The sequence below is a fragment of the Clostridium sp. UBA4548 genome (genome assembly GCF_002387895.1).
Taxonomy (GTDB): domain Bacteria; phylum Bacillota; class Clostridia; order Clostridiales; family Clostridiaceae; genus Clostridium_J.
The window spans coordinates 235,179-262,021 of record NZ_DGLI01000021.1 but is presented as its reverse complement, the minus strand read 5'-3'; the positions used below and the strand labels follow the sequence as shown (position 1 = coordinate 262,021).

The window sequence follows — 26,843 nt, the reverse complement described above, 5'->3', positions numbered from 1 at the left end:
TAACATTAATTATGAACTAGATTTTAATTGAAGGTTTGCCCCTTAAGACATATAGTATGGATTATCTTTACCTTCATAATTATATGGCTAAAAGATTTAAAAAGTATGCTCTTTTATAGGGCATACTTTTATACATATTTAATATAAGGCATCTTTAAAAAATAAATAAGTCAGTGTGCTTGTCTGTTTTGTGTTATACCATATGAGCAGACCCTTAGATAGTGCATTTTCACTTATTATTTGTTTTCAGATACCTAAAGGAAATGAGGGATAATATGAAACTTTTTAAAGAAAGGAATATATTTTGGAATTACATAGGTATAGGACTACTGCTGTTAGCTTTAGTAGTAGTAGCTGTAAGTTTTGGTGCTGCAAACATTACTCCTATTGACACCTTTAAAGTAATTTTATCCCAAATTCCTTTTGTAGGTAATTTTGTTGATGTAAGTTCCATTCCTGAAACTTCTTATACTATAGTAATGAAAGTAAGACTTCCAAGAATACTTCTTGGTGCACTAATTGGAGCTAATCTTTCTGTAGTTGGAGTTACCTATCAAGGTATATTCAAGAATCCAATGGCTGACCCTTATATTTTGGGAATTTCCTCTGGAGCAGCTTTAGGCTCTGCTCTTAGCATAGTATTTCACTTTAATAACACTGCTGGCCTAGCCTTTGTTGGTGCACTATTGACCACTTATCTAGTTTATAGCATTGCTAGAGTTGGAAATAAAGCTCCCACGGTGAATCTTCTTCTTGCTGGTGTAGCCGTAAGCTTTTTTCTTTCTTCCATAATTTCTTTATTAATGGTTCTTTTCACCAAACAAATAGATAAAATAGTATTTTGGAGCCTTGGAAGCCTAGTAGCTTCCAACTGGAATAAAGTATTACTAGTACTTATACTATCTCTACCTATGATTATAGTAATTATAGCTAACTCCCGTGAGTTAAATATAATTTCTACTGGTGAGGAGTCAGCAAAGAACTTAGGAGTTAATACAGAAAAAACAAAAAAACTTCTCCTAGTGATAAGCTCACTACTTATTGCAACTAGTGTATCTTTTACTGGTATTATTGGTTTTGTGGGGCTAATTGTACCTCATTCTGTGCGAATACTATACGGAGCTGATCATAAAAGATTAATCCCACTATCTGGTCTTTATGGTATGGCTTTCTTGATAATATGTGATACCTTAGCAAGAACTCTTATAGCTCCTACAGAAATTCCTATTGGTGCTATTACTTCTTTCTTTGGCGCTCCATATTTTATATATCTTTTATATAAAAATAAAAACAAGGTGATGTAATGGATAAGGAAAATAAAAAATCTATTGAAGTTAAAAATTTAAGCTATTCTGTTGTAGATAAGGACATCTTGAAAAATATTACACTATCTATAGAAACAGGAAAATTTTATGGAATTATTGGTCCAAATGGTTCTGGAAAAACTACCTTACTTAAAAATATTTCTAATTCCTTAGGAATCGATAAAAATAAAATTTTCATCGAAAATAAAGATATCTTAACCTATAATTATAAAGACTTAGCCAAAACCATGTCTTATGTGCCTCAAGATAACGAAAGTAACTTTGACTTTACAGTATGGGATATTGTGCTTATGGGACGCTACCCCTACCTTAGAAGATTTCAACAAGAAAGCCAAAGGGACATGGAGATAGCTGAAAATGCCTTAAAACTTACTAAAACCTTTCACCTTAAGGATAAAAACATAAAGTTCTTAAGTGGTGGTGAACGTCAACGAGTATTCATTGCTAGAGCCTTAACTCAAGAGACTAAGATTTTAATTTTAGATGAGCCTATATCTATGCTTGATATACATCATGCTCTAGAAATAATGGATACCATAAAAGCCTTAAATTCAAAGGTTGGGCTTACAATCCTCACCGTACTCCATGATTTAAATCTGGCCGCAGAATACAGTGATGAATTAATTCTTGTTGATGACGGAAAAATTGTGGCTATAGGAACCCCTGAAGAAGTACTCACAGAGGAAAATTTAGAAAAAGTATATAAGGTTAAGGTTTCAATAAGTAAGAATCCATATTCAAAGAAACCTCATATAATACCTATACCTAATAGGTATTATAAATAACAGAGAAAATATTTGCTCTTTTAAAGTCAAATATTTTCTCTGTTTTTCTTTAAAGTTATCTACAATATAATAATTCTCTTCCACGTTTTCCACATTCTTTTATAATTTCTGCATTTTTTAGTGTATAAGTTATTTTTCTTGCCTTTTGCACTGGTAAATTTAATTTTTCTGCTAATTCCTTATTAGTAAAATACTCAGGCAGTTCCTTTGGCAAAAATCTATTAAAGTCTTCTAGAGAGTTAAAAACATGTTTCTCTACAACTTCTACTAGTTTTCTATCTACTATGCTAGTTCCTTTTCTTCTCCAACTACCCTTTCCATCTTTTCTTCTTATTTCTTCTTCAATAGTCATTAAAACCTCAAGTTTAAAGTTTTCCTTACCTAATAAGTAAGGAGTACTTACTAACTCATTAAAGATATCCTCTAAACCTCCCTTTTTAGGAGATTTTCTTTTGCTTATAACTTGTCCATCATTATCCTGAGTTACTATGTACTTTTCCACGGCTATTGGATGAACTAACACTACCTTATTATATTCTAGTATATCAATTAACTTTCTCCCTATAGCATAAAAGTTTTTAGTTTGAATTTCATAAAAGGTATCTTCTTTAATAACATCAATAATATAACTTCCAACCTTATATTCTACTTTTGAATTTTCATCACTATATAACTTTTTTATATCTGAATGAAGGGCTTTTTCATTATTAGTTCCTATACCTCTTCTATCTACAATGTCAGTCCCTGATTTTTCCTTTTTCATTGTGTGCTTCCTTCCCTACAGAATTTTATAAAGATTAAATATAGATTACTAAGTTAAAACTATATTTTAGAATATGTAACTAACTTCCCTACTTCATACTGTATAACTTATTAATTAAGCTTTCCTATGAATAATTGTATTATAATTAGTGGAATTTTAATATAGACTTTCTTAGTTTAAAATTAATTTATTCATCTTCAAAAGCGCCTTAAGATAGCCAGTATAGTTTTCCTGATAAAATAAGCGTTAAATTTAGTTATCTATAGATAAGCCACGTCCAAATTCTAATAGTCTTTTACTTTAAAGTAATAATAGTTTAAGTTTATTTTAAATTAAGCTGTGGTTTATCTTCTATTTATAAGCTATTAATAAAATTATATTTTGTAACAGGAATGAAAGAAGATAAATAAACTATACTATAGTGAAACTTTTTTAATTGTTTCAGTATACCTTTCTCATTTTTTTAACAACTTAAAAACTTTTTATATGGATATTCCTATTTCAAGGTAGCTTTATTCAAACCTTCATTTTCCTTAATATTAGGATTATAATTATAACTGAATAAGCTACCAATTAAATTCGAATATCTATGTACTAAAAACAAATTTTGGCGGTGATAAACTTGAAGATAGCAATAATTTCTGATACACATATTCATAAACATGGTGATAAACTCCAAGCTCTAATTAAAAACAGACTATCCTCTGTGGATCTTATCATTCATGCTGGCGATTATACAGATATAAGAGCTGTGACTCTTCTTCAGAAAACACAAAAATTCCTTGGAGTTTGGGGAAATAATGATAAAGCTTCCATTAGAGAAATTACAAAAGAGAAGGAAATTTTAAAAGTTGAAAACTATAAAATTGGAATATATCATGGTCATGGCATGAGAAGTACTACTATAGATAATGCTTACTATGCTTTTTCTGATGATGATGTGGATATAATTGTTTATGGACATAGCCATCAGCCTAGCATTTCCACAAGGAAAAAGGTGCTGATGCTAAACCCCGGTTCTCCAACTAGCAAAAGGAAAGAAAGATGGTATTCCTATATAATTCTTGAAATATGCCAGAATAATATTTTTGCCAGCTTACATTTTTATGAATAGTTTTAACTATTTTTATAAAAGTTGAAGTATAATGCTCTATTAAATTAATTCCATGAATATTACCTTTCCTAATGTTTCATTAAGGCCATAACTTTTAACTTTCCTTAACCTTTAATTTGACAATATGATAATATACAAGTGGTTAAATGATACTTGGGTATTGCACAAGTAATATAATTTCAAATTACTTATTTACTAAGAAAATAATAAAACTACCAAGGAATATTTTTACTCCTTGGTAGTTTATACTTTGAAACCTTTTTCATCAATGAATTATAAAGAAGTCTGAAGAATCATCTTGCAAATATGGCTAAACATATCCATATAACCCTCTCACAGATATCTCTCCGGACAACACCTTTCCAAGCACTCCATCTTCATACTGAACTATTAATTCACCATCATTATCGATATCTATAGCCTTAGCCTTCCTTATATTTTCCCCATTAATAAGTCTAACGTCCTTACCTAAAAGTACAGATTTTTTTCTACATATATCTATAACCTGATTAAAATTATTTTCTATGATAAATTCATTATATAGGTTTTCAAAATTATTTAATATACCTGCTACTAATAACTTTCTATCTACTTCTCTTCCGGTTTCTAGCTTTAAAGAAGTAGCTATGCTATTAATTTCTTCTGGAAAACTATTTGTATTAACATTTATCCCAATGCCCATTACTATGTAATTAACTCTGTCCATTTCACCACTCATTTCAGTTAGTATTCCACAAACCTTTTTACTATTTAACACTATATCATTTGGCCATTTTATATAAGCCTCTATGCCTACCTCTTCCATTGCTCTCTCTACCGCTGCAGCACCAATCAAAGTAAGCTTAGAAGCCATAAAAGGACTTATATTAGGTCTTAAAATTGCAGTCATCCATATACCAGTGGATTTCGGCGACACCCAAGCTCTACCAAGTCTTCCACGCCCAGAAATTTGCTCCTCAGCTAAAATTACGGTGCCATGGACTGCACCTTCTTGTGCTAACTTTTTAGCTAAAATATTTGTAGAATCTATACTATCATAATGAAGGAAATTTCTTCCCATCTCCTCTGTCTCTAAATACTTTTTTACCTCTCCATAGGTTAATAAATCTGGAGAATACTCTAATTTATATCCCTTTTTAGATATAGATTCAATTTTATATCCTTGGTCTTTAATAGTTTTTATATGTTTCCAAATTGCTGCTCTACTAATTCCAAACCTTCTACTTAATTCTTCTCCAGATATAAAATCCTCGCTATTTTTTAGAGCCTCTAAAATCTTTTCCTTCACTAAAATCGTTCCTTTCACTAATCCAGTTAAACTTTATGCAAGATCACTTAAATTCTTACATTACTTTAAAATCACTTTATTTTTTAACTTTTCTACTTAATTTCTTTTTACTCTTCTCTAAAAATGCCTTAACATTTTTTTCTTCCTTTTCAATGGTGTTTCTATTCATGTCCCCTCTTCCTAGTCTATCACACTTTCCTAGCAATGCAATTTCTTCTATAGAGGTTTCTTCATCCATCTTCTCAACATTCTGCCAAGGCATATCCTTTACTACAAATAATATTTGCATGTGCCATCTAACTAAAGCAGTTACCTCTCTTATAAATTCTTTATCTTCATTAAAATGTTCTAAAAACTCTCTTGCCATCCTTTCTCCTACTTCATCATGATCATAGGAAGTGATTTTTCCCTTTCTAATCTTTGTAGTTGGACCCTTTCCTATATCGTGAAGTAAAGCTGCCCACATAAATACTCTTGGATTTTCACTATGATTTTTTCTTGTTGCTGCTTCATCCACCACCATCATAGTATGATTCCACACACTTCCTTCTGGATGATACTCTAAATTTTGTTCTGTTTTAATAAGGTCACTAATCATATTAAAAGGATATTCTTTAGGGTAAGTACCCAACCCTATAAGATTATTAAAATATTCAGAAGGTTTTTCATCCTCCATAAGGTGTTTTTCAAATTCTATAAAGTAATTGCTCATTTTTTCACTCCTCTCATGGTAATAATTATTCATGTATTGATATATTTTTGCACCAAAAATCATTTATTTAATATACTACTTATATACTCTAAATTGTATTCCCCCTTAAATTTGAAGCTACGATATTTTGTTTAGTATTGTGGCTTCTTTTTATTATATCTATCTTATAGGTTACTTTATTTATTATATCTATTTCTTTCTATTTTCTTTCATTTTTATCACAACTTAAGCTAGATTTTTATGGAGATAGAATTTAAAGAAAAAAGACCTACAATCAGTAGATCTTTTTTTATGTTATGCTTAAATAATTGTTTCTATTAAGGGTTTGGTTTCTGGGTAGTATCAGTATTCTGATTTGGCGTAGTTGTCGCTGAACCCTCAGGATTACTTGGAGGAGGTGTAGTAGGCTGTTTAGCCGCCACTGGTTTAGTTCCTCTTTTTATAATCCTAGGAGATGGTTTATAAGTATCATTATTTAAAAGTTCTCTTGCTATTTCCTTACCATTCTCATAAGTTACTCTATAAGCCTTTGCCTTGTACCCATTAGTCCCTGGTTTATCTACAACTTCTTTTCCCACTTCTAAACTTGGGTCATCTACATATCTTACTGGTGCTGCTACATGATCATAGGTTTCTGTTGGAAAACTATAGGTTTTTCCCATTAAGGATGAATTAGAATATAGACTTAAATATACTCTACCACCCGTTGTATATCCTTCTATATAAATTGGATATTGTGTTGAGTTTGTAAAAATATAGTCTGTTCCGCCATAGAAAATTGTAGCATCTAAGCCTGGTTTTACATACCCTACTGGCATGCTATGGTTTCTTCTACTATCTGGTATTATCCCCGCCAGTAATACTGCATTGTGCAATGTACTTGATACCTGGCAGATACCTCCGCCGTAATCATCTACTACTTGGTCCCCTACGTATGCGCCACCTTTTTGATATCCTTTATCTGGAGTGGTGTTACCTACTATTGAGTTAAAACTAAACTTATCTCCTGGCATTAACAAAGTACCATTTAAAGCTTTGGCACCAAGTGAAATATTAGTGGCTCTGCTTGATGCAGATGTTCCAAAGCTTGTATCAAAAGATGATATTTTAGCATTAATTTTTGATAATTGCTCTTTAGTTACCTTAGGTACATCTTCATTTACTTTAGCTATTACCTCTATATTTCCTTCTTTTGTACTAGCAATTTTGGTATTTAACTCGTCCATAAGTGCTTGTACATCTAATTTAGCTCCAACCTTTTCTTCTTGTATTGAGAATTGGTCACCAGAAGCCTTTTTTATTGTAGCATCTTTTTTTTCTTTATTAACTTCTTTTTCAATAGCTGTAACTTTATCCTTTATAACTTCACTATTATAAGTAAATTCCATAGTAAAGTTTTTACCTTCACCATTTTTTATTAATTTAAATTTGTTAACCGCATTTAAATCTCTACCATAGTTGAAAGCATCTTTAACTGTATTTTCCACATTGTACTGCACATTAATATCTGAATACTTTATAGAGTACTCCTTATCTGCTGCTTTAATACTAATATTTCTGTTTGCTATTTCTTTTTCATACTTTTCTCCAATAGCCTTCATAGCCTCTTCAATAGTTTGTCCAGAAATATCTATTCCCTCTACAGCAACTTTTGGCATTACTATATTTTCGTATTTGTTAATGGTACCATACATATATGAAGTAGCACCAACAAAAGATAAAGCAAGTATTCCAACTACAGAAGAAATTACTATAATTTTCTTTTTGCTCTTTTGATCTTTTGGTTTTTTACTTGTTGGAGTGCCACTAATTTTATTCTCATTTTTCTCCAAATTTATATCCATAGCCACATCCCTTTCTATAATAAATTATAATGTTACAATTTCTCTTATAAGTATATCATAAAAAAATGTAACTTTCACTTGAATATTTCTAGTATATAATTATTTTTCTATTAATTTTTTAACCCAACTTTACCAGTTAATACTAGATAAGCTTTATAGTTTTTTTAATTTTTAAAAATAAGAAAATTCACCATAAATGTAAAAAAAGTATTAACAAAATTCTATGGTTTTGTTAATACTTTTTAATTAAGCTCTTTCTAAACTTCTTCATTTACCCTAAACCTCTTTTTACTATCTTTTCTACTGGTTTATAATAATCATCATATAGTAATCTTTTATTTTCTTCTCTTCCATTTTCATAGGTAATCATATATACCTTTACTTTATATCCATTGCTACCTTTATTCTCTATTACTTCCTCACCTTTTTTTAGCTTACTATCCTTAATATATTTAGTATTCTTAGGAATCTCCTTATAAACATCACTAACAATATTATAACTTTTATTCTTAAGGCTAGAATTAGAATAAATATTAAACACCAATTCATTATTATTTATATAGCTATGAATGTAAAGTGGGTAATTTAAAGTGTTTTTAAATTTATAATCAACAGTGTTGTAAAAAACTGTTGCATCTGTTCCTTTAGGAACATAAGCTACTGGCATAGAATGATGCATTCTTTCTATTGGGATTATTCCTGCTCTTAATATAGCATTATGAAGCGTTGTAGATACTTGACACACTCCTCCACCATAACCTGGTTCTAATTTTTTATTAATTATTACTGGTGCTTCTTTATAGCCTTTATCCGGGGTTGTATCCCCAACTAAACCATTAAAGCTATAAGTTTCTCCTGGCATAACTACTATTTCACTAGCAGCTCGTGCTGCTATTTCAATATTTACAGATCTTTCACTAGGAATAAACTTTGTTGAAAAGGAAGATATAATACTATCAATTTTTTTTAATTCCTCAGCAGAAATCTTAGGTTTCGTAACATTCACTGTTGGTTCCAAACTTATATTAAGTTCTCTTTTATTAATTTTTTCTACAATTTCCCCTAATGCTTTATTTACATCTATTTCTTCTTTTCTTTTTTCTTCTTGAACTTGAAAACTCTCTCCATTTTTTCTAATTGATGCATCTAATATCTCTTTATTTAAAGTCTTATCTATTTTTTCAAGTAAAGCTTTAATTGGTTCTTCTTTATATGCTAAGCTTAAATTATACTTTATGTTTTTAGGATTCTTTATAAGTTTGTATTGACTGTAAAAGTTTAATTCTTTTCCATAATTAAAAGCACGATTTACTACTTCATTAGTGTTATAATGCACATTTAATTCTTTGTATGGCAGGTTATATTCATTACTTTTAACCTTTATACTAATGTTACCTTTTTCCAATAGCTTGTCATATTTTTCTATAAGAATATTTTCAGCTTCCTCCATTGTTTTTCCACTCATATCGATATCTTCTACACTGACTCCGGGATATATGGCATTTTTAAATTGGCTAGAAACAGAATAGGAATACTTTATATATGCTGTAATACTTAAGATTAATAAACATATTACCAAAACCACTAGGATTGTTTTTTTCTGTAATCTTCCTTTTAATTTGCTCATAATATCCTTCCTTTCATAATGTATTCTTAATACTTATGGTGTGTAGTAATCCACAAAATATTCTTTTATAAAACTTACATAATAGCCTATTAATTCTAATAAAGTTAATTCATTGATATGTAGATTTATAAAATTTACATTTACATTATTAAAGTAAATTTATGGATAAGTTTTAGCTTTAATACTCTTAAAACATAATACTGAGCATAACCTAACTTTTAATACTTAAACTTCATAAGGTGCTTTAAATTGAAAATGATTTTACACTTATGCAAAATTACTTAAGAAAGCAATATATCTTTGCTAGATAAACCTTAGGTTTAGTTTTCTAAACCTAATTAAAGACTAATTATTTGCTGCAGTTTTATATTTTTATTATTAATAAGTTCATAATAATAAAAACTTCCTATAACATAGGATGTCATAGGAAGTCTTATTATTATATATAATTTTATTATCTTTCAACTACAAGAGCTGTACCTTGTCCTCCACCTATACATAAGGTTGCAAGACCAGTTTTAGCATCTCTTTTAATCATTTCATAAATTAATGAAGTAAGTATTCTTGCTCCTGAAGCTCCAATTGGGTGTCCTAAAGCTATAGCTCCACCATTAACATTTACCTTACTCATATCAAAGTTCAAGTCTTTTCCAACTGCTAAAGATTGAGCTGCGAAAGCTTCATTTGCTTCAATTAAATCTAAGTCTTCTACTTTTAAATTTGCTTTATCTAAAGCTTTTTTAGTTGATGGAACTGGACCATAACCCATTATCTTTGGATCTAATCCTGAAGAAGCATAAGATTTTATTGTTACAAGAGGCTTAACCCCTAATTCTTCTGCCTTTTCTTTTGACATTACAATTAACATTGCAGCACCATCATTTATTCCTGAAGCATTACCAGCTGTTACTGTACCATCTTTTTTAAAGGCTGGTTTAAGTTTAGCTAGTTTTTCAATAGTCATATTTGATTTAGGGAATTCATCTGTATCAAATACTACTGGTTCCCCTTTTCTTTGCGGTATTACTACTGGTACTATTTCATCTTTAAATCTTCCAGCTTTTATAGCAGCCTCTGCTTTTAATTGGCTATTTAAAGAAAATTCATCTTGCATTTCTCTTGTTAAGTTCCATTGTTCTGCAATATTTTCTGCTGTTATTCCCATATGATAGTCATTAAAAGCATCCCATAGACCATCTTTAATCATTATATCTACAAGACTAGCATCTCCCATTCTTTGTCCCCATCTATTACTTGGAACTATATAAGGAGCATTACTCATGCTCTCTGTTCCACCTGCTAACACAACATCAGCATCTCCTGATTTAATCATTTGAGCTGCTAAGCTTACAGCTCTTAATCCTGATCCGCAAACTTTATTTATAGTCATAGCTGAAGATGCTTCACTTAATCCTGCATGTATAGCTACTTGTCTAGCAACATTTTGTCCTAGTCCTGCACCTAATACATTACCAATTACAGCTTCTTCAATTATTTCTGGATTAATTCCCGCTCTTTTTATAGCTTCTTTTGCTGCAATTGTACCTAACTCCACTGCAGATAGTTTTGATAAACTTCCACCAAAAGCTCCTAAGGCTGTTCTAGCTGCACTAACAATAACTACTTCTCTCATAACTAATTCCTCCTATTAAATCAACAAATATTATATTTAAAATTTAATAATTATTATTTATAAATTTTATATTTCCACGATATTTATTATAGCAATTTTCATGCCAACTTTCAAAGTCAATAAAACCCTGTTATACCAAGGGCCTTGCTTTTCCCTATAATTATCCACTGTAAACAAAGTATACACAACATTGGAGCCAAGTATTTTCAAGGGTTTCTTGTTAATTTTATAACATCTATGTTAAATTAATCACTTAAAGGAATCTCAACATGTTACCATGTTTTTATTATTAACTTTATGTTAACTTATTTTTATTTTATTAATATCCCCTTTTAATTCTACAAAATATAAGCACATGTAAACAAGGTTTACATGTGCACTTAAGTTGACACATTTATGATTTTATTACACAACTTTATATTATTCTAACCCTAATCTTTTTATCTTTTTATAAAGTCCCGCTCTACTAATACCTAGAATTTTGGCAGTTTGGTTCTTATTTCCTTTAGTTTTCTCCAAGGTACTAACTATTATTTCCTTTTCCATTTCGTCAACTGCTTCCTTCAAGTCACTATTATCAATGTTATGTTTTTTACCTTTAGTTTCTACTATTTTATCTGGAAGGTGTTTAGGTAGAATTAAAAGTTCTGTATCTAAAAGATTTATAGCCCTTTCAATAACATTTTCAAGCTGTCGTATGTTACCAGGCCAATCGTAATTTTTTAAGTATTCTAAGGCTTCTTTAGACACCCCTTCTGAGTAAATGCCATATTTATTGCAAAGTTTTACTCTTAAGCTATCTGCTAGCAATTCTATATCTTCGGCTCTTTCTCTTAAAGGTGGAAGTTTTAAATGTATAACATTTAATCTATAATATAAATCTTCTCTGAACTTTTCTTGTTCTATGAGTTCTTGTAAGGATTTATTTGTGGCAGCAATAACTCTTACATTAATATTTATAACTTCATTGCCACCTACCCTTATAATTTCTCTTTCTTGTAATACCCTTAAAAGCTTAACTTGCATGCTTAATGGCATATCACCTATTTCATCTAAAAGTATAGTTCCCCCATTAGCAATTTCAAATTTTCCCTTAAGCCCACTTTTTTTTGCTCCAGTAAATGCTCCTTCCTCATATCCAAACATTTCAGATTCAAAAAGCTCAGCTGGAATAGCAGCACAATTAACTTTTACAAAAGGCTTAAGTGCCCTTTTACTTCCATTGTGTATAGCTTGAGCAAATAGTTCCTTTCCTGTTCCACTCTCACCTGTAATAAGTATAGAGGAATCCCCTTTTGCTGCTCTTTGTGCAAAATTTACTACTTCCTGAAACTTTATACTTTTTCCCATTAAATTATTAAAAGTATATTTTGCTTTTTTTTCGCTGTCTAATTCATTTTTATAATACTGAAGCTCTTTTTCTAAATTTGTGATTTTGCTACTAAGTATTTTAAAGTTATTTAAATCCTTAAACATAATCTTGCCGATAGCACCCTTCAATTTTCCCTCTAGCACTATAGGTACTCTAATAGATATTATTCTGTGACTGTTTACTTCTTGTATTTCTCCAAATTCTTTTAAACCTGTCTTCGCTACAATATGAAGTTTAGTATTTGGAATTACCTCTGTAACATGCTTACCTTCTGGATTAGTACAACCTAAAAACTCCTTATACCCATTACTCATCATAGTTACAATTCCATTTTCATCAACAACCACAATACATTCTTCAAAGCTATCAAAAATAAAATTCAGTAACTCTTCATCAATGTTCATATAAAATCAAACCCCATTTGTTTTGATATTTTCTTTAAATGACTTACAGCAAAATTACCTGTTAACCCAACAAAAATCCCTGTACCTACTCCGGCTATAGTCATAATTGGTAGATATAGCATTACGCCAAAAGTATTAACTATCAATGCAGCAGCAGCTAGTTGTCCAATATTATGAAATACAGCCCCTACAGAACTTACCCCTATGATACTTACATGATTCTTTCCTATGTTTTTTGTAACAACCATAGCTAAGTAACTAAGAATTGCTCCACTTAAACTATAAATTAATCTTGATATACTTCCTCCAAACATTACTGATAGAATTATTCTAAGCAATAAAACTAGGAAGGTTTCCTTATAATTTAGAGTGTATAATGCTATAACTGTTATGATGTTTGCCAAGCCAAGCTTAGCTCCTGGAGTTATGAATGGTACTGGAATCATATTTTCAAATATATGCAATACTAAGGACATTGCTACCAATAAGGATATATACGTCATTTTTCTTATATCTTTCATTTAATCACCTCAGCGAGAAATAAAGTCTTCCGTGTCACTTGTATTTTTACTTCCCCTAATTTCAATCACCACTCTATGTGGTAGACAAACAATCCGCTCTCCTGGTCTATTTACCAATCCAGGTAATACACAGACCTTATCTGGACAATCTGCATCTACTACTCCAATCCTACTTCCTTCAACTTTAATCTTGTTAACTCCTTCATGAGTAGTTATATTAAATTCTTCTGTGGTAGTATGGTTATCTAATCTAATCCTTTTTTGTTCCTTACCATCAACTGAGATTATTGCATAAATCTCTCCATTACTTGAACCTTCTCCATATATGAAAATCAAGTATGGTATAAATGAAATTACTACTAATAATACGATAATTATTACATCCCACTTCTTCACAATCTTCATCTTATCATCCATTCTAGTAACAACTTTAATAAATTTGTCTAGCCAAAATAAAGGCTTACATACATTAACTAGTATAACATAAAATGTTCTTCTAGTATTCACTTTCACTGAGGATTTTATAAAAGATTTAGGAGTATAAAGCAGCGCTCAGCTTTTTTATTTACATCTGTGAATAAAAATCTTATAATGTTACTCATAAGATTTTTACTGACTTTATTATTAATCAACCTTATTTATTAAAAGTTCTAAAAGAGAACTATAAGATTAACCTAACCTCCTTTGCTGCTAAAGAATTTATTGTTTTTACATGCAAATTTTCAAAGTAGAAATTCATTAAGTTCTCATAAAGCTAAGGTACTTCACCCTTTAGGCTATGGTTAAAGTCTTATAATTTATTTTTAAAATTAGTGTAAACTATAAATTAATACTATAGCTTAGCATCTGCTAAAATTTTATATTATTGGAGGATGAAATGAAATCTTTTAAATCTTTCCTTATATTTATATTGTGTTTTATTGCAACTTTATCTTTATCAGGTTGTAAGTCTAATAATTCAACAAGCAAGGGGCAACCCTTAGCAAAAACTGAAGTTATTATAGGTACAGCTTGTACTATAAGTTTGTATGACAATAAGGATCCAAAAATCTTGGATGAAGCTTTTACAAGATTAAAGGAATTAGAGGACATCTTAAGCATTAACAAACTTGGCACTGAACTTGACAAGGTAAATGAAATGGCTGGAAAAGCCCCTGTAGAAGTTAGTAATGATACCTTTTTAGTGGTTTCTCAAGGCTTAAAGTACTCAAAACTGTCCGGTGGTGCTCTTGATATTACAATTGGTCCACTTGTTAAGCTTTGGGGCATAGGCACAGATGCTGCAAAACTTCCTACTGAAGAAGAAATAAGTGAAAAAAAAGCCTTAATTAATTATAAGGATTTAGTTTTAGATGAAAATAATAAATCAATTTTCCTAAAAAGAGAAAATATGATAATAGATTTAGGTGCCATAGCAAAAGGATATGCTGCTGACGAAGTTGCTAGCCTGTTAACTAAAAACAATGTGAAGAGTGCAATAATCGATTTGGGTGGGAATATTTTTGCTGTAGGTTCAAAGATTGATGGCTCCAACTGGAAAATTGGTGTTCAAGATCCTGAAGATGCAAGAGGCTCAAGCATTGGTTATATTGAGGTCACTAATAAATCTATTGTAACTTCTGGTATTTATGAAAGATTTTTTGAATCAAACGGAAAAAAATATCATCACATACTAAACCCTAAGACTGGCTACCCCTATGAAAATGAAATACTTGGAGTATCCATACTAACGGATAAATCTATTGATGGTGATTCTCTTTCCACTACTCTTTTTGCCCTAGGCATTGACAAAGGCTTAGAATTTATCAATGCTCAACCTGGTACTGAAGCTATATTTGTTTCAAAAGACCATAAACTATATTTAACTGAAGGCCTTAAGAGTAATTTTCATTTAACTTCATCAAAATATGAGATTGTTAAATAAATTACTATCTTGCTGTATATCTTTAGGCAGATATTTATTTATCTACACAAAGGTTAAGAAAACCAAGATAGACTCATATATAAGTTATCTTACCTATGAGTCCATCTTGGTTTCCTATTTTAATATCTCTAATCACCTTTTACTCTATAACATTTGCCATTGCTATATATTATGTTATAGGACAATTGAGCTTCATATTTATTCACTTCTGCTTTTATAAAGCCTAATAAAGTATCCATCTCTTCATTACGTTTTTTTAAATCTTCGTAATAAAGTTTAACCTTATCATAGTTCTTTTCTATAATTTCTATATCTTTAGTAGTATACTTTAATATTTCTCCAAATAAACTATGAACTTCCTTCTGAAGTGTTAAGCATAAATCCTCTAGCCCCTTAAATATGTTTCCTACTAGCTTATTAGTTATATCTAACTTCACCTCAATAATTGTAGTTTTAATCCTACTTCTTAGGATTTGTATCTTATCCTCGGGCTTTTTAAATAAACCTTTTGCAGAATGAGCAAAATTTTGAACTAAACTTTCTTGAGGAAAAATATTTATGTCATAGTTTACTCCATTTGAGAAGTCACTGTAATGGCTCTTAAAGCTTTCTAAAACCTCTTCAGGAGTTTTAATTTCTATTGGTAAAATCTCTTTAGTGAATTCCTCATAAACAGTAGCTACAGTTTTTCTATTTTCTTCAATGTTTTTTATTATGCTCATATGCTCTAAGTAAATATTTTTATACTTAGCTAAGTAAACATTGAATTGTTCCCATAGTAAACTATTTAGGTTCTCATCACACCATTTTATTATAACTTCCTTAAATTTTTCTTCTGAAAGACTTCTTACAGTTTTTATATCCTCAAATTTATCAATTTCACTTAAGTTTTTTTCCAACAAATCTGGTATAGCTATGCTCATTTTATTATGGCTATACTCCTTTAAAAACTCTAAATCATTTTTAATTTTTTCTTCAAACTCTTTTAGATCGGTATCAATACCTGTTTCAATGGTTTTATTTTCATAAATTCCTTCTTCCATAACCTTAAGCTTATTACTTACTATTTCATCTTCCCTAGTAATGTTCTCTTCAATATTTGAGATTTCCTTAAATATTGAATCCTTAAAGTTATAAAAATTGACTTTCAAATCACTTTCATTTTTCATATCTGAAACTTTAGCATTAATTCCTAATAAAGGACAATCTTTAGCTTCATCATATTGCTTAATTGAGTAATCTAACTTTTCCCATAGATACAACCATGGCTTTTCCTGTAAATCTTCTCTTTCTAAGGTCAAGTTTTCAATACATGTTTTTTTGTATTCTCCTATAACTGTTTCGATATATTTTTTTTCCTCGTTATTTTCTCCTGAAATAAAATTTAATTTTGTAACGCTCTCAAAAACATCTTCATAATTTTTATTCTTCATAGCTGCATTTAATAATAAAAATGTGAAATTAAACTCATATGATCTTAACTCCTTATTTTCATACTTATTAAGTTTAATATGATTAAATACTTTATTTATAATATCAATACAGTGAGGAAAGTAGGAGAAATCTGTAGTTTTATAATTCACTTTATTTAATGAACTATTTAAATATCTTACATACTGATTTAATGCAGTGTCCCAAGAGTCTATAGCTTCGTAAAGTTTTACTGCAATACTTCCCCAAGAACTAAGTTTTAAGTTCCAAAGAAGTAAATCTAGAAAGTTAATGACCTTTTCTAAACACTGAATATTGAAGTTTTCGTGTTTTTCACATAAACTTTCAACTAGCTCAACCCATCTATCCTCTTCAGTTCTTTTATATTCATTGATAGCAATGTCTAATGCATTATAATAGCTCTTTGATTCTCTTAAAAACTCTACTGCATCTATATTTACATTTTCATACTCTGGATAGACTTTGATAATACTTCTTGCGGCTTCATAAGCTCTATCTACTATTTCAAGTTTCTTGCATCTTATGTATATTGAATAATTCTTTTGAAGGTAAAGAAGTTCTCCTTCACTTATAATCCCATCATATTCTTCAATTGATGCTGTATCTTCCCTCATATCTGCTAAATTCTTTTTAGCCCACATCATAAGTTCAAAAAAGCTTACATCATCTTTTTCAATCATTAGTGTATGAGCATATCTATTTCCTGACTTTAAGGTTTCCTCTAGAATCTCAATTACCTTAACAAAATACTCTTTAGCTAACTCTACTTGATTTTCATGAAAATACATTTCACCTAAAGAGTAGTAAGCTACTACTAGGTTTCTAAAATCAGTATATTCCATTTTTATTAAAGCCTTATAATCTTCTTTTTCTATAATTTTCTTTAGATAACCTTCTATTTCCCCTTCTTCCATGTCCTCATTATATAAATACTTCAAACTCCATTTATAATATTTTTTTAAAGCTAATGATGGCTCACAACTTATCTTCTTATCACCAATATTAAGGTACAGTTGAAACTTGTCCATATTTTTTGCACATTTAGTTAAAAAGTTAATCTGCTGAGTTAATATCAAAACTACTCCTCCTTATATTTAAAATAATATTTTATATCATCTAGCTTGCCAAATTTATAAAAAAGCATATTCTCTATCTTTAACTATAAACTTATTTTATACTAAACTAAATACTTTCAACTTTAAACTTTCAATTAATTTTACACTAAAAATAATTGTTAAAACAGATTGATATCCATATATATTTAATATTTATAACAATTTTATCATAATACTGTATTAGTATAAAACAAATTATGCTTACCATAAACAAAAGAAGGCTACATAAAGTAGACCTTCTTTAGAATGCTATTTTTGTTTACGTCTAAATAATGTGAATATTGCGCCCCCAATAACTGATAAAATTGTTCCTACAGCAATTGTATTCGTAGCTCCCATTGCTGCTCCAGCTTGTGGAATACCTGCAGTCACTGTACCATTTGAAGTACCGCCAGTAGTTGTTGCCGTATTTCCACCTGAAGTTGTGCCTCCATTGTTTGCTCCACCTGTGTTATTCGCTGCCTTTTCTTTGATTTCAAACTTAACAACTTTCTCAGATTTATTTCCTACTGCATCAGTTGCACTTACTTGAAGTTCATACTTTCCTGATTTTTTAATTTCAGTCCCCTTTACATAACTTTCCCCATTAAGTTTAAGCTCTACAATAGCTTTTGAGTCATCTACAGTAATTTCTGGTGTTACTGAATTCTCATAAACTTTTCCGTCTTCAACTCCTGAGATAGTAATTGCTGGTGCAACATTATCTATCTCAACTTTTAAATTTTTAATAGTCTCATGTCCATATAAATCAACAGCCTTAATCTGTACAATATCGCCTTCTTTAACGTCCAATTCCTTCTCAAATGTTCTTTCATTGTATTCAATTCCTGCAACACTGTTACTTACGTTTATTAGGGCATCTCCATTTATATAAAACTTATATCCAAAGGTATTATCAGATACTTTACCTTTTATATTTATCTTTTTCTGATTCGGTGCTATTGTCAAAGTATTCTTATCATTGTCTACATTTGCCACATCTAAGTTTATCACTGGAGAAATTGTATCGCATTCTCCTTTTATAGCGTATTCAGCTATAACCTTATCATCGAAATCTTTTATATAGACTCCTATTTGATTCATTCCCTGCTTTAATTTCACTTCATGGGCAAATGATAAGTCATCCTTCAATACAACATTTTCTCCCCCAATAGTAAACTCTTTAACTGGCCTATTTAACTTTCCTTTAATTACATAGGTTTCAGCAGAATCTGAAACAAATTCACCTGTTGCAGCAGTTTCAAAGGTTACCTTAGCTGGTGGAAGGTTTATCATCACTTTTTTAGATGCAACTCCTAAGTTCTGTGCTCTGTCTAAAGCACCTACAGTGATTTCTAATGCTCCACTAGTCAAATCTAAGTCATAGCTATAAACGCCATTTTCTACATTTACTTTTTTCCAGTCTACTGCAACTTCTTTTCCATCAACAAATATGGTAGCTCCACCAACTTCTAGATTTGATTGTATATCCTCCATTGTCCATTGAAGTTTATAAGTGTTTCCACTTACTTTTGTTACATCTTTAATTTCAATTTTTGGAGCTGTTAAATCGATTTTTACTGGAACTATAAAGCTTTGTGGTTTTGCATTAGGTAAATCCACTGATGATCTTATATCTATTGTATATTGTCCCTCTGGCAATATTTCATTCTTTCCAGTAGATTTATTATATATACTTCCATCCCAAGTAAGATCCATTAAAGTTGCTCTACTTGGATTTTTTGCATATTCTCTTTTTCTTATGTTAGACTGCTTAGCAACTTCTCCAAGCTCCTTACCATCCTTATCAAGAACTACTACCACTGTATTCTTAGCATTTCTTAAATGATATAATGATGGTATTATTACATCTCCTTGTTTGTCTCCATTTGGTGAAATTGCAATTGTATTCTTATCAATTTTTGGTTCATTATACTTGCCAGTTACTCCATCATATCCAAGATAAGAAGTGTAAACCTTATCTCCTTCAGTAACTTGAGTAACTACAGTAGACTTCAATGCTCTTTTATTAGCATCAGTTAAATATAAATGATGATCCTTTGTACTAGTTTCCCACATAGGTATATTTAAAATTTCTTCCTTACTCCAATCTCCATAATATCCTATATAAGGCATAACTAAGTCTGGAGCATCTGCAGTATTGAATTTAATGAATCCCTCTAAAAATCTTTCGGTTGAAACTCCATCTGCCACATCTAATGTTGCTTTAACCATTGCTTTTCCTTTTGCTGGTACAGTTACTTTGCTCACGTCAAACTTCACACTTGCCTGATTTATTTTTTCAACATAGTGCATAGAGCTAATAGAATCAGACTGATCTGTTAAAACTCCTAGACTTTCTACATCATAGGTCACAGGCTTATCCCCTAAGTTTTCAAGTTCTAATTCAAAGGTTGTTGTTTTTCCAATTTCCTTTAAAGCAGTAACAGCGTTACCATCTTTCTTATAAGTTAATATAACATTATTTTTAATAGCATTTTCAATTTGCATCATACCAGCACCTTGTCTTCTTGGAGAGTAAGGTGTGGTTGGATCAAACTTATTCATCTTAACCTCTGCAGTATTAATAGCTGTAAATCTAGCAAGTCTGCTTAAGTCTCTACCTTTTATACTAGGATTATTCTTTTTAATTCCTTGAATTATCAATGCTTGTCCTCCAGTGGCATGAGGTGCAGCCATTGATGTTCCACTCATAGTTTCATACTTATTATCATTTACTGTAGAGTAAATATCTCCGCCTGGAGCAGATATTTCTGGTTTGAAATCTAAGCTTGGAGTTACTCCCCAAGAAGTACTGCTATCAAAATCCCCAGCACCACTATTTGCTTCTGAGATTGTTTCTGCACCAAAAGTTAATCTTACAGTTTTTCCTGCATCTATTGCCCCTTTTATTGCTAAGCCTGAACTACGTTTAATAAACAATCCAGGAATTGTTCCATTAGGATTTGCAGCCATGCTTATATAAGATTCTTCCTCTGCCTTAGTATCTCTAACGTTATTATAAACAATAACTCCTGCTGCTCCTGCTTGACGAGCAAGTTCCTTCTTCTCCACGAAACCAGCACTCTTAGCCCCGCCTCTTTCAATTAAGGCTATTTTACCCTTAACATCTTTTCCATCAAAATCACCAGGAGCACCATATCCACAAAGTACAACTTCTAGCTGTTGATCCGGTTTAAACGCAGTATAAACTGGCGCATCTGATTGGGAATATCCAAACATTCCAGCTTTAGCTCCATCTACATTAAGTGTTAAAGCTGGTGATGTAATACTATTATTCTCAAAGTTTGCTACTTGAAGAGTATCTTTAGCAACTCCTGGTGAGCCTACTATTCCTATATCTGTCATAGAATTAAATTTATAAGGTGCAGTTGAATATTGAGAGTTTCCTGCGGAAACTACAACAGAAACTCCTGCATTAGTTGCTCTTTCTATAGCTATTTGTTGTGGATCTTCCGAGTCCATAAAACCTGAACTAGATCCTAAACTCATGTTAATTACATCTGCCCCAAGAGTTACTGAGTCCTCAATTGCAGCTACTATGTCATCAGAGTATGCTCCTGCACTTAATGGCCCATTAGAAAACACCTTCATAGCTAACAATTGAGCATCTGGTGCTACTCCATCAACTGCACTTCCTGCCTTTATTTCTTCATCACTTCCATTAGCAGCTGCAATTCCTGCTACATGCATTCCATGCATACTATCAGTATTATCTTTTGCTGTATTATTTTTATCAGCATAATTATATCCAAAAGGAACTTTTTCACTTAAGTATGTTCCTTTACCAAGAGTTTTTATTTTTTCTTCAGCTGCACTTTTACTTAGCTTTGCTTTGTCTTTACCATCTTGGTCTAGTCTCATATCTTTGTGAGTATGATCTATTCCAGTGTCAATTATAGATATCAACATGCCTTCTCCTTGATATCCATAATCTTTCCAAACATTTTCTGCTTGAGTAAGTTCTTTAGCAGAGTTCATATCTACATTGTACTTTTTAACTTCCGTTACATTTTTTACTCCTGACAAATTTTCAATCTTTTCTAATTCGCCTCTTCTAACCTCTATACTAAAACCATTAACTAAATTACCAAATGAGTTTTTAATGTCAGTACCAATAATCTTTTTTACTTCCCCCATAACCGGTAACTGTGCTGACTTAGCTGCATTTATCTGTTGACCTGATGCCTTCGCACTTCCTGCCACTTCTGCTGCAGCTGGAGCTTCTACTTCAACAATGACTCTTACTAACTCGCTAGCATTTTCTTTTTCATCATTTACAAATATGTTCTTTGAGACAGAGTCCCTTTTCATATTCTTGTAGATAGCATTTCTTAATAGAGTATCCCCATTCTCTTGAGCTTGTACATCTTCTACTTGGTTTCCTAGAACTATTGTTGAAACAACTATTCCAACCAGAGTTTTAGACATACTTTTTCTAAAAGTATCCTTCATATTATTAACCCCCTATTTCTACATGTACATAACATCCAAAAACAGTACATTTTGTAATATTTTAAATATTTGTACACTTATGTATCAATTATAATATTGAGATTTTTCCATTTCAACAAAAAAAATACACATAATTTTTACAAAAATTTAACTATATTCTTATTTTTAAGGGTTCTTTTATTCATAATTTAAGCTTTTTTTATAATTCTTTAAATAAAATATTATTAAATTAAGAATAAATTTAATTGAAAATTTAACCTTTGTTTTTTTTATTTAGTACATACCTTCATATCTATATAGATTTATTTAATTATTATTAAAAGTTTCTAAAGTAATTTTTTATTTTTTCACAATTTAGGGGTTTACAAATTTTATTTTTGTCATATAATATAAATATAAATCAGAGTAATTAACTAAGAATTAAATGCATTGAAAAAGGAAAGTAACATAGATATAAGTTCCAGAGAGGAAACGATGGTGTGAAGTTTCTACTGATGATTTATGTGAAGTGCCCTTTGGAGCAGAAGTCTGAAAGTTTTAGTAAGACCATCCAGGTTCGCCTGTTATAGCGATAAGGTATTTTTGTACCTGAATGAGGTGAGATATTTTATATCTAATTAGGGTGGAACCGCGAAGGCATACAAAGCCTCGTCTCTATATATTATAGAGACGAGGCTTTTTTTATTGATTATTCTGGTTATACTAACTTCAATATGTATGAGGATTTAAGCGCTTAAATTTCCAGGAATACTTTACCATTGTTAGTATTGTTTCAATTATGTTTTTAGTCCATTTCGTAAGTTTTTATGTTTTATTGATTATGATGTATTTGTGTTATAAATAATATTAAATTAAGCCTAAGGAGGAAATCAAATGTTATATAATAGTGTTTTAGAAATGGTAGGCAATACCCCAATAATAAAATTAAATAATATAGTTCATGAAGACATGGCAGAGGTTTATGTAAAGCTTGAAAAATACAACCCTGCTGGTAGTGTTAAAGATAGAGCAGCACTGGGAATGATAGAAGAAGCAGAAAAGTTAGGTCTTCTAAAACCAAATAGTACAATTGTAGAGCCAACTAGTGGTAATACAGGAATTGCTCTTGCAATGCTTGGAAAGTTAAAAGGTTACAAAGTTATAATAATAATGCCTGATACTATGAGTGTAGAGAGAAGAAATATGATTAAAGCTTATGGCGCAGAACTTGTTCTAACAGAAGGTGCCAAAGGCATGAAAGGTGCTATAGAAAAGGCTAAAGAAATTGCTGTGGATGATAGCTTTTTTATACCTCAACAGTTTGTAAATATTGCAAACCCTAACAAGCATTATAAAACAACCGCAGAAGAAATTTTAAGAGATATACCCGACTTGAATGCTTTTATTGCAGGTGTTGGTACTGGCGGTACTATAACAGGAGTTGGCAGAAGATTAAAAGAGCTTAAAAGTTCAATCCTTATTAATGCTGTAGAGCCTTCAAAGTCCTCAATTTTATCTGGTGGTACTCATTCACCCCATAAGATACAAGGTATTGGCGCTGGTTTTATACCTGATAACTATGATAGTAAGGTTGTTGATAAAATTTCAACTGTTAGTGATGAAGTCGCTTTCGATACAGCAAGATTATTAGCTAGTGAGGAAGGGATTTTAGTAGGAATTTCTTCCGGAGCAGCAATTTCTGTAGCTTTGGATCTTGCTAAAGAATTAGGAAAAGAGAAAAAAGTCCTTGTAATAGCACCAGATAGTGGGGAAAAGTATTTATCCATGGGTCTTTTTCAGTAATTTTTAGGTAGTGGTGATATGTTCAATAGACTTAAAGAAGATATAGATAATATAATTTCAAAGGATCCTGCAATTAGAAGCGTGATGGAGGTCTTTTTATATCCATCTCTTCATGCCCTATTTTTTCACAATATTTCTCATAAACTTTACAGATTAAGACTTTATTTTATAGCTAGGTTAATATCTCAAATTTCTCGATTCTTTACAGGTATTGAGATTCATCCAGGTGCCAAAATTGGCAAAAAAGTTTTCATTGACCATGGAATGGGTGTAGTTATAGGAGAAACTGCTGAAGTCGGCAACAATGTTACTATTTATCATGGTGTTACATTAGGAGGAGTTGGCACAGAAAAAGGGAAACGGCACCCTTCTATAGGAGATAATGTTATAATAGGTGCAGGTGCCAAAATTCTTGGTCCTATTGATATTGGTAAAGGCTCCAGAATAGGAGCTAATGCTGTGGTTTTAAAATCTGTTCCAGAAAATAAAACTGTGGTTGGTATCCCTGGAAAGATTTTAGGGGATGACTACTTTTCACCCTAGATGTAAAAAATAAAGACAGGGATTTAGCATAAGAGGTTTAACTCTTTTAACTAAATCCCTATTTATATCCATATATCCTGGTAGGAATATTTACTATAATTTATGTAAGTTATAAATTCCTGTAGTATATTAAAATTCAAAAAAATTTATAGCTTAATAATGTCTATATATAATTTATTTTTACATTGTTCTACTAATCATATATATCAGAAAACTCTAATATGACTTTGTTCTTTAACTCTGTATTTGAATTATGTTCTCCTCCTAAATTTTCATTTTCAACAATCTCTGCTGGTATTTCTACAATGAATGTAGTCCCCTGTCCTTCCTCACTTTCAATATGGATACTTCCTCTATGAAGCTCCACTAGGGCTTTCACAAGTGATAGTCCTATACCACTTCCTTCACTTTTTCTTGAAAGGGATGTATCTACTTGGGCAAATCTATCAAATACACTTCCTTGTTTATCCTTAGGAATTCCTATTCCATTATCTTTAACTGAAATTTTAACTTTTTCTCCCTGATCCTGGAGTTCTACAAATATACTACCTTCTTTAGGTGTAAACTTCACAGCATTAGATAATAAGTTTAACATTATTCTTTCCATTTTCTGTAGGTCTACAGCCATAATCTTTTCCTCAACATTTGTATCAAATATAAGTTCAATAGAATGACCCTCTATGTAATCAGCTACAGATAAGGTAATATCCTCTATAACTTCTACTATATTTTTATTTTTTAATTGTAACTCATAAAAATCTGATTCTATCCTAGTTATATCTATAATATTATTAACCAGTCTTAACAACCTATATCCATTTTGCTTTATGTATGTTATCTTCTTTTTGGAATTCTCATCCTCAAATTTAATTCTCCCTTGTTTTATATATACCTCTAACAATTGTACAGTGCTAAGTATTACATTTAATGGGGTTCTAAGCTCATGAGAAATATTTGAAAAAAATTCTGTTTTTAACTTATCATATTTTAAAACTTCATTATAAGTTTTTCTATCATTTTCACCTTTTTTTCTAAGATATATATTGTAAAAAACTATTAAAAACACTATTATTATTAAACCATTCATCATTAGTATGACTTTAGCTTTTCCCCCAGCAACTACCATCATTTCGTAATTTCCTTTGTTTATTATTACGCTATTTTGTGGTATTTCATTGATAGAAATCCCATACTTCTTCATCTGCTCATAATCAAAGATGTACGTTCCTGGAGGTTCCTCAAGAATAGGAATATTTTTCATGGATTCTCCCCTTAAAATTCTCATAGCAATATCTGCTCCCATTTTTCCATGTTCTTCTCCTAAATCCATCTTTCCACCTAAAACTCCTTGACCTAAATAATTTTCAGACTTTGAAAATATAGGATAATTATTAGTAGCTTTTAACTTTTTTACTGCTTCTTTAGGGAAAGATTCTTTGTCGTCTCCATCTGAAAAAATTCCTATTATTAAGTTTACACAGGGTTTTGAAGTCATTGAAACCTTTTCAATAACCTCATCTATCTTTACACCCTCAATGTAATTAAATTCTAGATCATAATAATAAGGCCTAACATTTTCTAATCTTATTTTAGTATTTCTCGAATAAGTAGTATCATCTAATAAGAAATTAATAGTTTTTATTTCAGGGTAAAGTTTTTTTATAATATCTATATTTAATCTCTCATCTACATTATCTGAAAGTCCTGTAAAGTATTTTTGTTCTTCAGAGGTTAATTCTATTTTGCTATTTACACCAAGAAAAACCACAGGAATTTTTTTAAACAATATTTCATGATATTCTCTAATAAAATTTAATGATTCATCATTAGACGCAAGTATTAAATCAAAGTTTTTTTCTTTGTATTTTATCTTTAAAATATCACTTAATTCTTTAAAGTATTCATTAGAATTGTTACTTTTTAAGTCTAGGTACTCTATTGTATATATAACATTAAATTTACCATTCAAGTTTTTTTGAAATCCCGATATTATATTTTTTTCCCAAAGTTGTTCTCTGTCATAAGAGTTTATTATAAGAATTTCATATATCTTTTCAACTTTCATTGATTGTCCGTACACCTCTATATTAGAAGCTTTAATGAAAATAATGGTTAATAATAAAATTAAAGCTTTTTGCATATATCTCATAATATCCTCCTTAGTTTATTTGCTTTCATATTTAA

The 26,843-nt window shown here is 30.5% G+C and carries 18 protein-coding genes and 1 other annotated feature; of the genes, 6 read left to right on the top strand and 12 right to left on the bottom strand.

Going from position 1 to position 26,843, the window contains the following annotated elements; genetic code table 11:
* Positions 1-275 precede the first annotated feature (275 nt).
* Both B3040_RS07630 and B3040_RS07625 read left to right on the top strand, forming a co-directional pair.
* Complete coding sequence (locus B3040_RS07630) at positions 276-1,304, top strand: FecCD family ABC transporter permease (RefSeq protein ID WP_017413281.1); 1,029 nt, start codon at positions 276-278, stop codon at positions 1,302-1,304.
* Complete coding sequence (locus B3040_RS07625; protein WP_291571841.1) at positions 1,304-2,110, top strand: ABC transporter ATP-binding protein; 807 nt, start codon at positions 1,304-1,306, stop codon at positions 2,108-2,110. The genes B3040_RS07630 and B3040_RS07625 overlap by 1 nt, the downstream gene beginning before the upstream one ends.
* A gap of 55 nt (positions 2,111-2,165) precedes the next feature.
* Here B3040_RS07625 and B3040_RS07620 read toward each other — a convergent pair whose 3' ends face one another.
* Positions 2,166-2,873, bottom strand: coding sequence for a hypothetical protein (locus B3040_RS07620; protein WP_291571838.1), 708 nt, complete (start codon positions 2,871-2,873; stop codon positions 2,166-2,168).
* A 622-nt stretch (positions 2,874-3,495) separates the two neighbouring features.
* Here B3040_RS07620 and B3040_RS07615 point away from each other — a divergent pair.
* Positions 3,496-3,987, top strand: a complete 492-nt coding sequence (locus B3040_RS07615; RefSeq protein WP_414632525.1) for a metallophosphoesterase family protein — start codon at positions 3,496-3,498, stop codon at positions 3,985-3,987.
* A 310-nt stretch (positions 3,988-4,297) separates the two neighbouring features.
* Here the strand turns inward: B3040_RS07615 and B3040_RS07610 are convergent, their stop codons facing one another.
* The 8 genes from B3040_RS07610 to B3040_RS07575 all read right to left on the bottom strand — a co-directional run bounded on the left by B3040_RS07610 (position 4,298) and on the right by B3040_RS07575 (position 13,805).
* Positions 4,298-5,275, bottom strand: coding sequence for a biotin--[acetyl-CoA-carboxylase] ligase (locus B3040_RS07610; protein ID WP_291571834.1), 978 nt, complete (start codon positions 5,273-5,275; stop codon positions 4,298-4,300).
* Positions 5,276-5,351: 76 nt separating this feature from the next.
* Positions 5,352-5,987, bottom strand: a complete 636-nt coding sequence (locus B3040_RS07605; RefSeq protein ID WP_291571832.1) for an HDIG domain-containing metalloprotein — start codon at positions 5,985-5,987, stop codon at positions 5,352-5,354.
* Positions 5,988-6,304: 317 nt separating this feature from the next.
* Complete coding sequence (locus tag B3040_RS07600) at positions 6,305-7,831, bottom strand: VanW family protein (RefSeq protein WP_291571830.1); 1,527 nt, start codon at positions 7,829-7,831, stop codon at positions 6,305-6,307.
* A 271-nt stretch (positions 7,832-8,102) separates the two neighbouring features.
* Positions 8,103-9,458 (bottom strand): VanW family protein, encoded by a 1,356-nt coding sequence (locus tag B3040_RS07595; protein WP_291571828.1) that lies wholly within the window; start codon positions 9,456-9,458, stop codon positions 8,103-8,105.
* 454 nt (positions 9,459-9,912) lie between these two features.
* Complete coding sequence (locus tag B3040_RS07590) at positions 9,913-11,091, bottom strand: acetyl-CoA C-acetyltransferase (RefSeq protein WP_291571826.1); 1,179 nt, start codon at positions 11,089-11,091, stop codon at positions 9,913-9,915.
* 420 nt (positions 11,092-11,511) lie between these two features.
* Positions 11,512-12,867, bottom strand: coding sequence for a sigma-54 interaction domain-containing protein (locus tag B3040_RS07585; RefSeq protein WP_291571824.1), 1,356 nt, complete (start codon positions 12,865-12,867; stop codon positions 11,512-11,514).
* Positions 12,864-13,388, bottom strand: coding sequence for a Gx transporter family protein (locus B3040_RS07580; RefSeq protein ID WP_291571821.1), 525 nt, complete (start codon positions 13,386-13,388; stop codon positions 12,864-12,866). Before B3040_RS07580 ends, B3040_RS07585 begins: the two co-directional genes overlap by 4 nt.
* 9 nt (positions 13,389-13,397) lie before the next feature.
* The gene (locus B3040_RS07575; protein ID WP_291571819.1) at positions 13,398-13,805 is read right to left on the bottom strand and encodes a NusG domain II-containing protein; all 408 of its coding nucleotides are present in this window, start codon (positions 13,803-13,805) and stop codon (positions 13,398-13,400) included.
* A 460-nt stretch (positions 13,806-14,265) separates the two neighbouring features.
* On the opposite strand from B3040_RS07575, the gene B3040_RS07570 reads away from it, so the two are divergent.
* Entirely contained in the window at positions 14,266-15,312 is a 1,047-nt protein-coding gene (locus B3040_RS07570; RefSeq protein WP_291571817.1) for an FAD:protein FMN transferase, read from the top strand.
* A gap of 128 nt (positions 15,313-15,440) precedes the next feature.
* Here the strand turns inward: B3040_RS07570 and B3040_RS07565 are convergent, their stop codons facing one another.
* Positions 15,441-17,840: a hypothetical protein gene (locus B3040_RS07565; protein WP_291571815.1), complete on the bottom strand. Its 2,400-nt coding sequence runs from the start codon at positions 17,838-17,840 to the stop codon at positions 15,441-15,443.
* A gap of 288 nt (positions 17,841-18,128) precedes the next feature.
* Positions 18,129-22,334, bottom strand: coding sequence for a S8 family serine peptidase (locus B3040_RS07560; RefSeq protein ID WP_291571813.1), 4,206 nt, complete (start codon positions 22,332-22,334; stop codon positions 18,129-18,131).
* A 420-nt stretch (positions 22,335-22,754) separates the two neighbouring features.
* Positions 22,755-22,993: a binding site (T-box leader), on the top strand.
* A gap of 214 nt (positions 22,994-23,207) precedes the next feature.
* Here B3040_RS07560 and cysK point away from each other — a divergent pair.
* Positions 23,208-24,116: a cysteine synthase A gene (gene cysK, locus B3040_RS07555; protein WP_291571811.1), complete on the top strand. Its 909-nt coding sequence runs from the start codon at positions 23,208-23,210 to the stop codon at positions 24,114-24,116.
* 18 nt (positions 24,117-24,134) lie between these two features.
* The gene (gene epsC / locus B3040_RS07550; protein ID WP_291571809.1) at positions 24,135-24,659 is read left to right on the top strand and encodes a serine O-acetyltransferase EpsC; all 525 of its coding nucleotides are present in this window, start codon (positions 24,135-24,137) and stop codon (positions 24,657-24,659) included.
* A gap of 193 nt (positions 24,660-24,852) precedes the next feature.
* Here epsC and B3040_RS07545 read toward each other — a convergent pair whose 3' ends face one another.
* Positions 24,853-26,808, bottom strand: coding sequence for a sensor histidine kinase (locus B3040_RS07545; RefSeq protein ID WP_291571807.1), 1,956 nt, complete (start codon positions 26,806-26,808; stop codon positions 24,853-24,855).
* Positions 26,809-26,843 lie beyond the last annotated feature (35 nt).

Coding starts and splice junctions, on each gene's coding strand:
- B3040_RS07630 (WP_017413281.1), top strand. CDS start 276: ATGAAACTTTTTAAAGAAAGGAATATATTTTGGAATTACATAGGTATA.
- B3040_RS07625 (WP_291571841.1), top strand. CDS start 1,304: ATGGATAAGGAAAATAAAAAATCTATTGAAGTTAAAAATTTAAGCTAT.
- B3040_RS07620 (WP_291571838.1), bottom strand. CDS start 2,873: ATGAAAAAGGAAAAATCAGGGACTGACATTGTAGATAGAAGAGGTATA.
- B3040_RS07605 (WP_291571832.1), bottom strand. CDS start 5,987: ATGAGCAATTACTTTATAGAATTTGAAAAACACCTTATGGAGGATGAA.
- B3040_RS07600 (WP_291571830.1), bottom strand. CDS start 7,831: ATGGATATAAATTTGGAGAAAAATGAGAATAAAATTAGTGGCACTCCA.
- B3040_RS07595 (WP_291571828.1), bottom strand. CDS start 9,458: ATGAGCAAATTAAAAGGAAGATTACAGAAAAAAACAATCCTAGTGGTT.
- B3040_RS07590 (WP_291571826.1), bottom strand. CDS start 11,091: ATGAGAGAAGTAGTTATTGTTAGTGCAGCTAGAACAGCCTTAGGAGCT.
- B3040_RS07585 (WP_291571824.1), bottom strand. CDS start 12,867: ATGAACATTGATGAAGAGTTACTGAATTTTATTTTTGATAGCTTTGAA.
- B3040_RS07580 (WP_291571821.1), bottom strand. CDS start 13,388: ATGAAAGATATAAGAAAAATGACGTATATATCCTTATTGGTAGCAATG.
- B3040_RS07575 (WP_291571819.1), bottom strand. CDS start 13,805: ATGGATGATAAGATGAAGATTGTGAAGAAGTGGGATGTAATAATTATC.
- B3040_RS07570 (WP_291571817.1), top strand. CDS start 14,266: ATGAAATCTTTTAAATCTTTCCTTATATTTATATTGTGTTTTATTGCA.
- B3040_RS07560 (WP_291571813.1), bottom strand. CDS start 22,334: ATGAAGGATACTTTTAGAAAAAGTATGTCTAAAACTCTGGTTGGAATA.
- cysK (WP_291571811.1), top strand. CDS start 23,208: ATGTTATATAATAGTGTTTTAGAAATGGTAGGCAATACCCCAATAATA.
- epsC (WP_291571809.1), top strand. CDS start 24,135: ATGTTCAATAGACTTAAAGAAGATATAGATAATATAATTTCAAAGGAT.
- B3040_RS07545 (WP_291571807.1), bottom strand. CDS start 26,808: ATGAGATATATGCAAAAAGCTTTAATTTTATTATTAACCATTATTTTC.